General features: G+C 44.4%; 11 protein-coding genes. All 11 read left to right on the top strand.

All coding sequences use genetic code 11. The features are described from left to right. Positions 1 to 30 precede the first annotated feature (30 nt). Positions 31 to 1,335: a flagellar hook protein FlgE gene (flgE, locus tag AB8613_RS04410; protein WP_048609567.1), complete on the top strand. Its 1,305-nt coding sequence runs from the start codon at positions 31 to 33 to the stop codon at positions 1,333 to 1,335. A gap of 253 nt (positions 1,336 to 1,588) precedes the next feature. After that, on the top strand, positions 1,589 to 2,338 hold the full coding sequence (gene flgF, locus AB8613_RS04405; RefSeq protein ID WP_060983620.1) for a flagellar basal-body rod protein FlgF: 750 nt from the start codon (positions 1,589 to 1,591) through the stop codon (positions 2,336 to 2,338). Between the two features lie 21 nt (positions 2,339 to 2,359). Further along, on the top strand, positions 2,360 to 3,148 hold the full coding sequence (gene flgG, locus AB8613_RS04400; RefSeq protein ID WP_004739713.1) for a flagellar basal-body rod protein FlgG: 789 nt from the start codon (positions 2,360 to 2,362) through the stop codon (positions 3,146 to 3,148). An 88-nt stretch (positions 3,149 to 3,236) separates the two neighbouring features. Further along, positions 3,237 to 4,013 carry a flagellar basal body L-ring protein FlgH gene (gene flgH, locus AB8613_RS04395; protein ID WP_146492323.1) on the top strand — a complete coding sequence of 259 codons (777 nt, stop codon included), beginning with the start codon at positions 3,237 to 3,239 and terminating at the stop codon, positions 4,011 to 4,013. A 94-nt stretch (positions 4,014 to 4,107) separates the two neighbouring features. Beyond that, positions 4,108 to 5,199, top strand: coding sequence for a flagellar basal body P-ring protein FlgI (locus tag AB8613_RS04390; RefSeq protein WP_017085296.1), 1,092 nt, complete (start codon positions 4,108 to 4,110; stop codon positions 5,197 to 5,199). A gap of 10 nt (positions 5,200 to 5,209) precedes the next feature. Beyond that, the gene (gene flgJ / locus AB8613_RS04385) at positions 5,210 to 6,127 is read left to right on the top strand and encodes a flagellar assembly peptidoglycan hydrolase FlgJ (protein WP_061019775.1); all 918 of its coding nucleotides are present in this window, start codon (positions 5,210 to 5,212) and stop codon (positions 6,125 to 6,127) included. 209 nt (positions 6,128 to 6,336) lie between these two features. Beyond that, positions 6,337 to 8,217 (top strand): flagellar hook-associated protein FlgK, encoded by a 1,881-nt coding sequence (gene flgK / locus AB8613_RS04380; RefSeq protein ID WP_146492322.1) that lies wholly within the window; start codon positions 6,337 to 6,339, stop codon positions 8,215 to 8,217. Positions 8,218 to 8,227: 10 nt separating this feature from the next. After that, complete coding sequence (gene flgL / locus AB8613_RS04375) at positions 8,228 to 9,418, top strand: flagellar hook-associated protein FlgL (protein ID WP_146492321.1); 1,191 nt, start codon at positions 8,228 to 8,230, stop codon at positions 9,416 to 9,418. Between the two features lie 417 nt (positions 9,419 to 9,835). Further along, positions 9,836 to 10,972 carry a flagellin gene (locus tag AB8613_RS04370; RefSeq protein WP_146492320.1) on the top strand — a complete coding sequence of 379 codons (1,137 nt, stop codon included), beginning with the start codon at positions 9,836 to 9,838 and terminating at the stop codon, positions 10,970 to 10,972. 661 nt (positions 10,973 to 11,633) lie between these two features. Next, positions 11,634 to 12,767 (top strand): flagellin, encoded by a 1,134-nt coding sequence (locus tag AB8613_RS04365; RefSeq protein ID WP_010436625.1) that lies wholly within the window; start codon positions 11,634 to 11,636, stop codon positions 12,765 to 12,767. 497 nt (positions 12,768 to 13,264) lie between these two features. Further along, on the top strand, positions 13,265 to 14,395 hold the full coding sequence (locus AB8613_RS04360) for a flagellin (protein WP_019820748.1): 1,131 nt from the start codon (positions 13,265 to 13,267) through the stop codon (positions 14,393 to 14,395). The last annotated feature ends 41 nt before the right edge of the window (positions 14,396 to 14,436 follow it).

Here is a 14,436-nt window from a genome sequence, read left to right as displayed (position 1 = left end):
GCTAGCTAGATAGATTAGGAGAATATTGGAATGTCATATGTAGCTTTAAGCGGCCTATCCGCTGCACAATTAGACCTGAATACAACCAGTAACAATATTGCGAACGCAAACACGTTTGGCTTTAAAGAGTCTCGTGCAGAGTTCGGTGATGTTTACTCAAACTCGTTGTTTACTAACGCAAAAACGACGTCAGGTGGTGGTGCGCAAGCTAGCCAAGTGGCGCAACAGTTCCACGAAGGTTCAAGTATTTATACGAACAACCCAATGGATTTGCGTGTAAGTGGTACAGGTTTCTTTGCAGTATCGAAAGATCGCATGGTGCCAGAGATTAACGAACTAACGCGTAATGGTGCATTTCACCTAAACAAAGACAACTATATGGTTACGGCTAATGATGAGTTTCTTTTAGGTTACGATGTTGATCCAAACTCGGGTGAAGTTCTTTCTTACGCGCCAAAGCCTCTCGACATTCCTGCTGAGTTTGGTAAGCCAAAACAGACAGAAAACATTGAAGTAGGGGTCAACCTTCCTGCAAATGGTGATCTTAAAGACCCGGCTGCATTTAACTACCAAGATGCTGATACTTATAACCGTGCAACGTCTTCGACGGTATACGATTCTATGGGTCAGTCTTACAAGTTAACGACTTACTACCTCAAAGATCAGACTCAACCAAACACTTGGCAAACGTACTACACTATGTCAGATGAGAATGGTGAGAAGCCATTGAACATTACTGGCGGTGATGCGACGAATGCAACTGGTCATGTTGGTCACACAATGAAGTTCAACAATGACGGTACGTTAGCAAGCCTAAACAGTGGTCAGCCAATTAACTCTGATCCTCTAGGTGCAGGTGCGAACCCAATTGACTTGAACGGTGCCGATCCAACACAGGTGCTTAAGTTTGGTCTGGATTCTTCAACTCAGTTTGCTGCTCCGTTTGAATTGACTAAGTTTGATGAAGATGGTGCGACAACAGGTTTCTTAACCAAAATCGATTTCGATGAGTACGGCAGTGTTCTGGGTACTTACTCAAATGGTGAAAACGTGATGCTTGGCCGTGTAGGCTTAGTTCGTGTACCAAACGAGCAAGGCCTGGATAAGAAAGGCGGTACTCAGTGGGATTCTACTAACGACTCTGGTGATAAAATCTGGGGTGAATCGAACAAAGGTTCATTTGGTAGCATCAACAACGGCTCACTAGAGCAATCGAACATCGATATGACTCAAGAATTGGTTGATTTGATTTCTGCTCAACGTAACTTCCAAGCGAACTCGCGTTCTCTAGAAGTACACAACCAACTGCAACAGAATATTCTTCAGATTCGTTAATCGTTTCGAGCGTTTGAATCATCTGCGAATACCCAATTCAATGTTATTGAATTGGGTATTGTTGTTTGTCTTCTTATTTGCCGCCCCTATTGCCGCACGGTAATGCCACTGGCAACAATTCTTCCTGAATGATCCTTTAATGATCACCCCTCCTTGTTCATTTTCTATTTAAATTATTGATAAATAACAGTTAAAAATATTGGCACAGTGTTTGCTTTATTAGCTCCAGAAGATGATTTTTTGGAGCAAAATTATGGATCGCGCACTGTTTCTTGCCATGAGTGGCGCTAAGCAAAATATGCAAGCTTTGCAGCTACGTGCAAACAACCTTGCCAACGTGAGTACAACGGGTTTCCGTGCTGATTTGGCACAAGCGCGTTCAATGCAAGCGTATGGTGAAGGCATGCCTACTCGTGTTTTCAGTATGACAGAGCGTCCGGGCCATAATTTCTCGCAAGGTAGTGTGGTTACCACTGGCCGAGATCTCGATGTTACCGTTCAAGGTGATGGTTGGATTTCAGTTATGGATAACACCGGCCGCGAAGGTTTAACACGTAACGGCAACCTTAAGGTTGACCAAAACGGTTTGCTAACTAATGCAAGTGGCCATTTGGTGCTAGGTGAAAACGATGCGCCAATCACACTGCCCATCCCAATCAGTAAAGTAGAAATTGGTACTGACGGTACGATTTCGGTGATTCCTCAAGGCGCTCCAGCTGAAGAATTGGCCGTAGTTGATCGTATTAAGCTTGTACGTCCAGACAATCAAACTTTGTTTAAAGATACGAATGGTCTGTTCCGTTCGAAAAACCCAGATCAGGCATACGAAGCAGATGCAGCAGTAACGTTGCTAAAAGGTGCTATCGAAGGCAGTAACGTAAATGCCGTAGGTGAAATGACCAGCTTAATTGACTTACAACGTCAGTTTGAAATGCAGGTCAAGATGATGAGCACAGCAGAGGAAATGGACAAGTCGTCTGATTCACTGCTTCGTATGAGCTAATAGAATTTAAAGGAAATTGCTATGCATCCAGCATTATGGGTAAGTAAAACAGGTTTAGACGCCCAACAAACCAATATCTCAACGATTTCGAACAACCTTGCCAACGCCTCGACCATTGGTTTTAAAAAGAGCCGCGCGGTATTTGAAGATCTGTTCTACCAGAACATCAACCAACCGGGTGGTCAATCGTCTCAGAACACTGAGCTGCCAAGTGGTTTGATGTTGGGTGCTGGTTCTAAGGTGGTCGCAACTCAAAAAGTGCACACCCACGGTAACGCACAAACGACATCTAACAGCTTAGACATGATGATTGAAGGCGACGGTTTCTTCCAAGTTGAGATGCCAGACGGCGAAACAGGTTACAGCCGCAATGGTCAGTTCACGTTGAACGGTGACGGCGCGATCGTAACGTCGGGTCAAGGTTACCCTCTACAACCAGAAATCGTGATTCCTGAAGACGCGATCTCGGTAACAGTAGGTAACGATGGTGAAGTGTCGGTTCGTCTACGTGGTGAGCAAAACAACGTCGTGGTTGGCCAAATCACTATTACTGACTTTGTAAACCCAGGTGGTTTAGAGCCAGTAGGTCAAAACCTTTACTTGCCAACTGGCGCGAGTGGTGACCCACAAGAGGGTGTTCCGGGCTTTGATGGCTTAGGTAATATCCGTCAGTCGATGCTAGAAACATCGAACGTGAACGTAACCGAAGAGCTGGTAAACATGATTGAAGCTCAGCGTGTATACGAAATGAATTCGAAAGTTATCTCGTCGGTAGACAAGATGATGAGCTTTGTTAACCAACAGCTGTAATTGGTTTTTTAGCCGTTTACTTTTTTAATTAATAGATCTATTTCTGCTGATTAATCCATTGACCACTGCCTGCTGAGAGTATATCGCCATGAAACGTATTTTTTGTTTAGCTCTATTTATGTCTATGACGGGTTGTGCTGTACTGGACCCGATTGAGACTCCGGCAGAAGAAAATGCAACCACAGTGGTTGATGCTGTGGAAGGTGATAAGTCGGCGCAAGAGAGCTCAGGCATTATCGACACGCTTCGTGGTCGCACCGATCCAATTGCTGGTGACCCTGCATGGGCGCCAATCAATCCCAAGCAGAAACCAGAGCATTACGCAGCGGCAACGGGCTCACTGTTCAATGTGAACCACATTGGCAGCATGTATGACGATTCAAAACCTCGCGGCATTGGTGACATCATTACTGTAGCGCTAGATGAGAATACTCGTGCGACCAAAAAAGCCAACGCGGACATGTCTAAGTCGAATGATGCATCGATGGAGCCATTGGCCGTTGGTGGTCAAGAGCTGACTATCGATAAGTACAACTTTTCTTACGATCTGAGCAACACTAATACCTTTGCTGGTGACGCATCAGCCAACCAAAGTAACAGTATCAGCGGCTACATTACCGTTGAAGTTATTGAAGTTTTAGCCAACGGCAACCTAGTGGTTCGTGGTGAAAAATGGATGACATTGAACACAGGCGATGAGTATATCCGCCTAAGTGGCACTATCCGTCCAGACGACATTGATTTCGAAAATACCATCGCTTCAAACCGTGTTTCTAACGCACGAATTCAGTACTCGGGCACGGGCGTGCAGAAAGATATGCAAGAGCCTGGATTCTTGGCACGATTCTTTAATGTATCTCTGTAGAGCTTGAGAGGGCGACGACATACTGACAGCCTCTATCACTTAGCCATATTTAGCTAAGCTATTATAAATTAAAGCAATACAGACAGGTTACTCAATGAAAAAACTAACACTCGTACTATTCGGCATGCTATTTCTTGCCACAAGTGCCCATGCTGCGCGTATCAAAGACGTGGCAAAAGTGGCGGGTGTTCGTAGTAACCAACTTGTTGGCTACGGTTTGGTGACTGGCTTGCCGGGTACTGGTGAGACAACTCCCTTTACCGATCAAACGTTTAACGCGATGCTGCAAAATTTTGGCATTCAATTGCCGCCCGGCACGAAGCCAAAAACGAAAAACGTAGCGGCGGTAATTGTTACCGCTGAACTTCCAGCCTTCTCTAAGCAAGGTCAGGAAGTTGACGTAACCGTTTCTTCTATCGGTTCAGCAAAAAGCCTTCGTGGTGGTACCTTGCTACAGACCTTTCTGAAAGGTCTAGACGGTCAGGTGTATGCTGTGGCGCAAGGTAACTTGGTAGTAAGTGGCTTTAGTGCTCAAGGTAATGACGGTTCGAAGATCGTTGGCAACAACCCAAACGTAGGTATCATCTCTAGCGGCGCGACGGTTGAACAAGAGATCCCAACCCCATTTGGTCGTGGTGACTACATCACCTTTAACCTAATCCAATCCGATTTCACAACGGCTCAGCGTTTGGCTGACGCAGTTAATAATTTCCTAGGCCCACAAATGGCGTCTGCGGTAGACGCGACGTCAGTAAAAGTTCGTGCTCCTCGAGAAATCAGCCAACGTGTCGCGTTCTTATCGGCTATCGAAAATATTGAATTTGACCCTGCAGAAGGTTCTGCAAAAATCATTGTTAATTCTCGTACCGGCACCATTGTGGTTGGTAAGCACGTACGCTTAAAAGCGGCGGCAGTAACACATGGTGGTATGACGGTTGCAATCAAAGAAAATCTAAATGTAAGCCAACCGAATGCATTCTCGGGTGGCCAAACGGTAGTGGTTCCTGATTCTGATATCGAAATCACGGAAGGTGATGGCAAGATGTTCAAGTTTGAACCTGGCCTAACGCTGGACGATTTGGTCCGCGCAGTTAACGAAGTGGGCGCGGCGCCTTCAGATTTAATGGCAATCCTTCAAGCACTGAAACAAGCGGGTGCGATTGAAGGCCAATTGATCATTATCTAGGGAATAAAGCATGATTAAGAATAATAATGATATTGGTTTTATCCACGACATCGGTAGCTTGGATCGTCTTCGTCAACAAGCAGTAAACGGTGAAGAAGGTAGCGAGAAAGAAGCATTAACCGCTGCTGCGAAACAGTTTGAATCGATTTTCACCTCGATGTTGTTTAAGTCGATGCGTGATGCGAATTCGAGCTTTAAGTCGGATATGCTGAATAGCCAGAACGAGCAGTTCTACCGTCAGATGCAAGATGACCAAATGGCGAGTGAGTTAAGTGCTTCAGGTTCGTTAGGTCTTGCGGATATGATTGTGGCTCAGCTAAGCGCTGGTCAAGCAAGCGATGCGTCTGAAGAGAAGGTTCGCAGTGAAGGCTTTGATGCTTCATTGCAAAGGCCGCAATACTCAGGCCGTTCGGAAGAGCGTGCGTCAGACGTTCAATCTGCGCAAGCAGCAAAACAGCCAGTATCCTTTGATTCTCCAGAATCGTTTGTGACCTCAATGAAGCCTTACGCTGAAAAAGCGGCAAGTGCGCTTGGTGTTGATTCATCACTCCTATTGGCACAAGCTGCGCTTGAAACAGGTTGGGGTTCTAAAATGATTAAGAACTCATTAGGTAACAGTAATAACCTATTCAACATCAAAGCCGATAGAAGTTGGAAGGGCGATAAGGTTGCAACTCAAACTCTCGAGTTTCACGGTAAAACTGCCGTTAAAGAGTCGGCTTCATTCCGTTCTTACTCAAACTTCGAAGACAGCTTTAACGACTATGTGAAGTTTTTGAATGAAAACCCAAGATACGAAACGGCATTGCAGCATCAAGGTAACTCAGAGAATTTCATCAAAGGTATTCACCAAGCTGGTTACGCAACTGACCCTAACTATGCAGACAAGGTTTTGCGAGTGAAAGCTAAGATTGACGAGATGAACTAGCGTTATTGAATGTACACGGGAGCTTGCCATTGGCAGGCTCTTTTCTTATCTATCACCTCAAATTTTGCTGCGAAGTCTGTAGTTATCTCCTTACACTTCAATAAATTATTGTCTTTTAGTTCTTCGCTGTGTCTATTGGCACATATATTGCTTTTTAAACTGGTAGTTAATCAGTTTATCCTGATTTTGTTAAGTTTTTTGGGGGCATTATGGCGTCGGATCTTCTGAATGTAGGGGCACAAAGTGTTCTTACTGCTCAGAGACAGCTAAACACCACAGGTCATAACATTTCTAACGCCAACACAGAGGGCTATAGCCGCCAATCTGTGATTCAAGGTGTGAATGACCCGCGTCAGTACGGTGGCCAAAGCTACGGTATGGGCGTGCATGTGGAAAATGTTCGCCGCTCTTGGGACCAATTTGCCGTCAACGAACTTAACTTATCGACAACCAATGCCGCCAATAAAGGCGACACCGAAGCTAACCTCGATATGCTGTCGAGTATGCTGTCATCTGTTGCTTCGAAGAAGATTCCAGAAAACCTTAATGAATGGTTTGATTCGGTTAAAACATTAGCCGATACACCGAATGATGTCGGCGCTCGAAAAGTTGTATTAGAAAAGGCTGGGCTACTTAGTAAAACGTTAAATGAATTCCATGAAACGGTTCGCCAACAGTCTGACTCTACCAATAAAAAATTAGATATGGGTATCGAGCGAGTTAATCAGCTTGCGTACGAGATCCGTGATGTTCAACGTTTAATGATGCGGACTCCTGGGCCTCATAATGACCTACGAGATCAGCACGAAAAGTTGATTAATGAACTTTCTGGTTACACCAAAGTAACGGTGACACCACGCTCAAATGCCGAAGGGTTTAATGTCCATATTGGCAATGGCCATACCTTAGTCTCTGGTAGTGAAGCAAGCCAATTAAAAATGGTTGATGGCTTACCCGATGCACATCAGCGTCGCCTAGCGATTGTTGAAGGTAAGTCTTTAAAACCGATCACCAGCAGTGATATCGACGGAAAAATCGGCGCCATGCTAGATATGCGTGACGAACACATCCCGGCAATCATGGATGAACTTGGTCGTTTAGCGACCGCGTTTTCATACGAGGTAAATGGTCTTCAAGAACAAGGTTTGGATCTCAACGGCAACGTAGGTAAGAACCTGTTTACTGATGTTAACTCTGAGCTGGTGGCTAAATCTCGTGTCACGGCTAGCGGGCAATCGAAAGCAGATGTTGCGGTATATATTGATGATACCTCTGCCTTAAAAGGCGGTGAGTATGGTCTGAAATACGATGGCAGCGATTACGTGGTGACTAAGCCGAACGGTGAGACCGTGAAGATGGCGACCGACTCTAGCGGCAACGCTTTTTATCTTGATGGCATGCGAGTGGAAATTCGTAACCCTCCTGAGCTAGGAGAGAAACTGTTACTGCGTCCAACGCGTAATTTTGCTGCTCAAATGCAGATGGAAACCAAAGATCCGAAAGACATTGCCGCGCAAAGCTATGAGGCATCGACCACTTTTGCCAAGGGCACTGCTGGGTTCAAAATTTTAGCGGCCGGTCAATTGCGTGAGTTTGAAGTGGTTGTATCACCAAAGGGTGAGCAGTTTGCGGTTACCGATCCTAAGGGCAACATCTTGATGCAGCCTCAACCGTATCCACCTGAAGGCCCTGTAACCATCAATGGAACAACGTTTGAACTAACACCAGGCGCTGTGGCAAATGATAAATTTACGGCAAACCTTGTCCCATCAGAAGGTGACAACGGTAATCTGCGTAAGCTGCAAGATCTTCAAACAGGAAAGCTTTTGAATGATGGTGAGTCTACGATTTTAGACCTTTACCACAACTTGAATACCAATACGGGCTTGAAATCTTCAACGGCAAATCGTTTGAGTGATATTGCGACGTTAGAAAAACAGTCGGCTCAAGAGCGTATTGCTTCTATCTCGGGAGTAAACCTCGATGAAGAAGCGGCAAATATGATGAAGTTTCAGCAAGCGTATATGGCTTCTTCACGCATCATGCAAGCAGCCAACGATACGTTTAACACTATTTTGGCTCTGAGATAGGAAGGTATAAATGTTGAATCGTATCTCTAGCTTCCATAATTATCAGTCAGTACAAAATGACTTGCGCCGCCAAGAGAACAAGGTGCATCACAACCAAGCGCAACTTGCTTCAGGTAAGAAGTTACAGTCGCCAAGTGATGATCCATTAGCGACGCACTATTTGCAGAACATAGGTCAGCAGTCAGAACAACTTAAACAGTATGTAGATGCGATTACTCTAGTAAGAAATCGTCTTGAACATCATGAAGTATTAGTTTCTAACACTGAAGGCTTTGCTGATGAAGCAAAACGAACCGTGATGGAAATGATCAACGGTGCGCTTTCTCCAGAAGACCGTTTAGCCAAGAAGCGTGAAATTCAAGAACTGGCGAATAACTTCCTTCATTTAGCCAACTCTCAAGATGAGTCGGGTAACTACACATTTGCGGGTACTAAACCAAAGAATCAGCCTTTCTTTCGAGACAATCAAGGAAACGTGACTTATCAAGGTGATGACTACCAACGCAAGATGCGTGTGGCAAGTAGCTTTGAAATGGCAATGAATGATCCAGGCAGCAAGATGTTTATGGAAATAGACAACCCATTTGGTGATTTTGAGCCTCAGTATGACCTTGAGCCCGCTTCAGAGCTATTGTTAGAGCGCGCAACGAACACAACTAAAGATTCATCAACGTACAAGGTGACGTTCGTTGATATGCAGACCGGAAACTATGCCTACCAACTTGAAAAAGATGGGACCGTCGTCGCCGCGGAAGATTTTGATCCTTCGACAGGTATTGTCTACGAAGGGCTGAATATCCAACTTAAAGGCCAGATCACGAAAGGTGATTCGATCACCTTAGAGCCGAGAAAGACATTCTCTATCTTTGATACGTTTAAAGAAGCCGCTGAACAGGCTGAAAACCCAGTATCGGATGCATCAGCTACGGCGAAATTGCACCAAGTAACCGAAGAGTTTCATGCCGCGTTTATTCATTTAACCAAGGCAAGAACCGATGTTGGTGCACGTTTAAGTACGCTGGATATTCAAGAGCAGCAACATGAAGATTTTAAGTTGTCTTTAGCGAAAGCAAAAAGCAACTTTGAAGACTTGGATTACTCGAAAGCGATCATTGAGTTCAATGAAAACTCTCGAGCACTACAAGCTTCTCAACAAGCGTTTGGCAAAACCAAAGACCTGACCTTGTTTAACTATATTTAATGATCAATCGGCATTTAATGGTGACTTGTCGATCACCATGGCGTTGATTCCTTGCCGTATGTGCTATGCCATACGTGCGAATGACGCCATAGTTTGCCGCTTTTTTGTACGAAGCATGATGTTTCTAGAATAGCGGCAAAAAACGGCAATAAGGAAGGTGAATGTTTTTACCTTCTAATCGTAGAAAATCATAATTGCGCAGAGTTGTTTGTAAGTTTTTGATTTTTAGATAATTAAAAAATTATTTATATGAGATTAAACTTGGCATACAACTTGTATCTGTGTTGGTTATAAATGATTAATACAGATCTTAAACCTTGTATAGGGTTTATCGAGTAATACACGGTCAGTGCTTATCCATATGAGAGTAAAGCTGGCCGCTTCGCAGAAAGCTTGCGAACTCATAAGGAGAGCAAAATGGCTATTAATGTAAGTACTAACGTATCTGCTATGACAGCACAGCGTTACCTGAATAAAGCGTCGAATGACTTAGCGACTTCAATGGAGCGTTTGTCATCGGGTCACAAGATCAACAGCGCAAAAGATGATGCTGCAGGTTTGCAAATTTCGAACCGCTTAACAGCTCAATCTCGTGGTCTTGATGTAGCAATGCGTAATGCCAATGACGGTATCTCAATTGCTCAAACCGCTGAAGGCGCGATGAACGAATCAACCAACGTATTACAACGTATGCGTGATCTAGCGATTCAATCATCAAACGGTACTAACTCTCCAGCAGAGCGTACGGCACTGAATGAAGAGTCTATGGCACTTCAAGATGAGCTTAACCGTATCGCAGAGACAACGTCTTTTGGTGGCCGTCGTCTATTGAATGGTTCATTTGGTGAAGCATCGTTCCAGATCGGTTCTAACTCTGGTGAAGCGATGATCATGGCTCTGACGAGCATTCGTGCCGATGATTTCCGCATGGGTGGTACAACGTTTGATTCTGAAAACGGCAAAGATAAGAGCTGGGAAGTGCCTGCACAAGCTCGTGATCTTAAGTTCGAATTCAAAACCAAAGCGGGTGAAGATATCGTTTTAGATATCAATACCAAAGCGGGTGACGATATCGAAGAGCTTGCTACTTACATCAATGGTCAATCTGATCTTGTGAACGCATCGGTTACTGATGATGGTCGCATCCAGCTATTCGTTGCTGAACCAGACCTTGACGGTGCAATGTCTATCTCTGGTGGCCTAGCGTCTGAGCTAGGTATTAAGAGTGAAGGCCGTGCTACCTCTGTTCAAGACGTTAGCTTAACCAGCGTTGCGGGTTCACAGAACGCAATTAGCGTGATTGATTCTGCAATGAAGTACGTGGATTCACAACGTGCTGATTTGGGTGCAAAACAGAACCGTCTAAGCCACAGTATTAATAACTTGGCAAACGTACAAGAGAACGTAGACGCTTCAAACAGCCGAATCAAAGATACGGACTTTGCGAAAGAGACGACGCAAATGACCAAATCACAAATTCTGCAACAAGCAGGTACTTCAATACTTGCTCAAGCAAAACAGTTGCCTAACTCTGCGATGTCATTATTGCAATAGTTATTGGTTGAACTTGCTGCTCGTGTTCAGACGTGAGCCATGCAGCAAGGGAAACTGGCAAGCATACTTACTATTGAGTGTTTAGCTCTCTCATCTCTCACCTGCTATCCATTTTTACAGTAAGAATGCAACGGCAAGTCGGAAATGTGTTCATTTCTCGATGATCTCCACACAGGCTCTGACGCGCCAACTAGCCCCGGTTCTCTCAAAGGAAAAGGGGCTTTTTCCTTTCTGACGTTTACCTTTCTGTTTCTTCGTTATCTACTTAGTTTTGCCTAGCCGCTTCTCAACTTCAGCTCTCAACCTTGAATTAACTTCACCTGCTACCGCGGGAAATAGCCCACCTCAATGTACTAAATCTGTCCGCATAGAGGATCTTTGATGATCGATCATTTCTATACGTTGACCAATTTCTACGGCGATCAGTCTGTTTTTTGAACAGTTCGAGATCTTATACTAATTGAAGCCTGCTGTTGTTATAGAAAATCATAAACCTTAAGTGTTTGAAAAATATTAAATTAATAAATTTTTTGTGGTTTTTTGAAAGTTTTTCTAAAGCTTCTGATTTTCGCGCCGTTATTAAAAGTAACTTTGAGAGAACTACTTGGTTTTCCGAGACGTCGGAAACCGCTATACCGGAAAATCAATTGGAGAAATCACCATGGCAGTGAATGTAAATACAAACGTTTCAGCGATGACAGCGCAACGTTACCTAAACAACGCAAACAGCGCACAACAAACATCAATGGAGCGTCTAGCTTCAGGCTCAAAAATCAACAGCGCAAAAGATGACGCTGCGGGCCTACAAATCTCTAACCGTTTGAACGTTCAGAGCCGCGGCCTTGATGTTGCAGTACGTAACGCGAACGACGGTATCTCGATTGCACAAACTGCTGAAGGTGCAATGAACGAGACGACTAACATCCTGCAACGTATGCGTGATTTGTCTCTACAATCTTCAAACGGCTCAAACTCAAAATCTGAGCGTGTAGCGATTCAAGAAGAAGTAACAGCACTGAACGACGAACTAAACCGTATCGCGGAAACCACGTCTTTTGGTGGTAACAAGCTGCTTAACGGTACTCACGGCACTAAATCATTCCAAATCGGTGCGGATAACGGTGAAGCGGTAATGCTTCAACTGAAAGACATGCGCTCTGATAATGCTCAGATGGGTGGTAAGAGCTACCAAACTGAGAACGCGAAAGACAAAGATTGGAACGTTCAAGCTGGCTCTAACGACCTAAAACTGTCGTTCACTGATAACTTCGGTCAAGCACAAGAAATCGACATCAACGCAAAAGCGGGTGACGATATCGAAGAGCTAGCAACGTACATCAACGGTCAACAAGACTCTGTGAAAGCGTCTGTAACTGAAGATGGTAAGCTACAAATGTTTACTGGTAACAACAAAGTTGAAGGCGAAGTGGCATTCTCTGGCAGCCTTGCTGGTGAACTAGGCATGCAACCTGGCAAAGACGTAACGGTTGATACTATCGACGTAACATCAGTTGGTGGCGCACAAGAGTCTGTAGCCGTTATCGATGCGGCACTTAAGTATGTAGACAGCCACCGTGCTGAGCTAGGTGCTTTCCAAAACCGTTTCGACCACGCTATCAGCAACTTAGACAACATTAACGAGAACGTTAACGCATCTAAGAGCCGTATTAAAGATACCGATTTCGCGAAAGAAACGACTCAGATGACTAAGTCTCAGATCCTTTCTCAAGCTTCAAGCTCGATTCTTGCTCAAGCGAAGCAAGCTCCGAACTCGGCACTTAGCCTACTAGGTTAATCGATTGAAAGGCCACGTTGACTATAAGCATGGTTGATCATAAGCGTTAACGTTAGGCTTCCACAAATTAGCTCGTGGTGAGAGATGAGCGCTAAACAGACCCAGCTTCGGCTGGGTTTTTTATTGCCTGCGATTTGGCGAAGGTGTATTTGGAAAAGTGCAATGTTGGAAAACAGAAGCAAAAACTAGATATCAGGGATCTGCTTTGGTTTTTATGTGCAAGGCGACACTTATAAATGAGCGAGGATACGAAACTTTAGCGAATGCTGACCTATTAATTGAAGGCCGATCACATTTTTCCTTGTTGTTGAAAAGAATACGAAAAAAATCGCATTTTTTATTAAAGCTTCTAATTAAGGGGCCGTTAAAGGGATTGAGAGAAATGATATGTACCAATGTAAGGTGAGAGAGACACTGGTACATAAACAAATTGACATGTATTTGTGTGAGGTGAGAGTCACATAAGTGCATTAAAAAATGCCTAAAGGAGATCAACTATGGCGATTAATGTAAGCACTAATGTGTCTGCAATGACGGCTCAGCGCTACCTGAATAGCGCGGCTGAAGGTACTCAAAAATCGATGGAGCGTTTGTCTTCTGGCTATAAAATTAATAGCGCAAAAGATGATGCTGCAGGCCTACAAATCTCTAACCGCTTAACGTCGCAAAGCCGTGGCCTAGATATGGCTGTGAAAAACGCGAATGACGGTATCTCTATTGCACAGACTGCTGAAGGTGCGATGAATGAGTCAACCAACATTCTGCAACGTATGCGTGACCTTTCTCTTCAATCTTCAAATGGTTCAAACAGCAAATCTGAACGTGTTGCGATCCAAGAAGAAGTCTCTGCTCTAAACACAGAACTTAACCGTATTGCTGAAACGACCTCTTTTGGTGGTAACAAGCTTCTTAACGGTACTTACGGTAGCCAATCTTTCCAAATCGGTGCAGATTCTGGTGAAGCAGTAATGCTGACTATGAATAACATGCGTACCGACACTCAAGACATGGGTGGTAAGAGCTACGGCGTAGAAGAAGGCAAAGATGCTTCTTGGCGCGTAGGTGCTGGCGCTGACTTAACGATCAAATACAACGATAAGTTTGGCGAAGCACAAGAGTTGTCTATTTCTGCGAAAGAAGGCAACGATATGGAAGAGCTAGCAACTTACATCAACGGTCAAAGCCAAGACGTTAAAGCGTCTGTTGGTGAAGGCGGCAAACTGCAACTTTTCGCTTCTAGCCAAAAAGTTGATGGTGATGTTGAGTTCGGCGGCAGCCTTGCGGGTGAACTTGGTATCGGTGCAGGCAAAGATGTTACTGTTAACGACATCGACGTGACCTCGGTTGCTGGTGCAAACGAAGCGGTATCTATCATTGATGGCGCACTAAAATCTGTTGATAGTAACCGTGCATCTCTTGGTGCTTTCCAAAACCGTTTTGACCATGCAATCAGCAACTTAGATAACATCAACGAAAACGTTAATGCGTCTAAGAGCCGTATCAAAGATACCGATTACGCGAAAGAAACAACGGCTATGACTAAGTCTCAAATCCTACAACAGGCGAGTACTTCTATCCTAGCTCAAGCAAAACAGTCACCATCAGCAGCTCTAAGCTTATTGGGCTAAACTTACCTCGGTAAGTAGCGGTAAACTCTACTTTGGGTAGA

Origin of the sequence: Vibrio sp. BS-M-Sm-2, from assembly GCF_041504345.1 — a bacterium.
GTDB lineage: Bacteria > Pseudomonadota > Gammaproteobacteria > Enterobacterales > Vibrionaceae > Vibrio > Vibrio satsumensis.
The sequence above is the reverse complement of the archived record's forward strand: the minus strand, read 5'-3'. Positions and strand labels throughout refer to the sequence as shown.

Excerpts from the sequence above, each read along its gene's own strand:
- flgE (WP_048609567.1), top strand. The coding sequence starts at position 31 with ATGTCATATGTAGCTTTAAGCGGCCTATCCGCTGCACAATTAGACCTG.
- flgF (WP_060983620.1), top strand. The coding sequence starts at position 1,589 with ATGGATCGCGCACTGTTTCTTGCCATGAGTGGCGCTAAGCAAAATATG.
- flgG (WP_004739713.1), top strand. The coding sequence starts at position 2,360 with ATGCATCCAGCATTATGGGTAAGTAAAACAGGTTTAGACGCCCAACAA.
- flgH (WP_146492323.1), top strand. The coding sequence starts at position 3,237 with ATGAAACGTATTTTTTGTTTAGCTCTATTTATGTCTATGACGGGTTGT.
- AB8613_RS04390 (WP_017085296.1), top strand. The coding sequence starts at position 4,108 with ATGAAAAAACTAACACTCGTACTATTCGGCATGCTATTTCTTGCCACA.
- flgJ (WP_061019775.1), top strand. The coding sequence starts at position 5,210 with ATGATTAAGAATAATAATGATATTGGTTTTATCCACGACATCGGTAGC.
- flgK (WP_146492322.1), top strand. The coding sequence starts at position 6,337 with ATGGCGTCGGATCTTCTGAATGTAGGGGCACAAAGTGTTCTTACTGCT.
- flgL (WP_146492321.1), top strand. The coding sequence starts at position 8,228 with ATGTTGAATCGTATCTCTAGCTTCCATAATTATCAGTCAGTACAAAAT.
- AB8613_RS04370 (WP_146492320.1), top strand. The coding sequence starts at position 9,836 with ATGGCTATTAATGTAAGTACTAACGTATCTGCTATGACAGCACAGCGT.
- AB8613_RS04365 (WP_010436625.1), top strand. The coding sequence starts at position 11,634 with ATGGCAGTGAATGTAAATACAAACGTTTCAGCGATGACAGCGCAACGT.
- AB8613_RS04360 (WP_019820748.1), top strand. The coding sequence starts at position 13,265 with ATGGCGATTAATGTAAGCACTAATGTGTCTGCAATGACGGCTCAGCGC.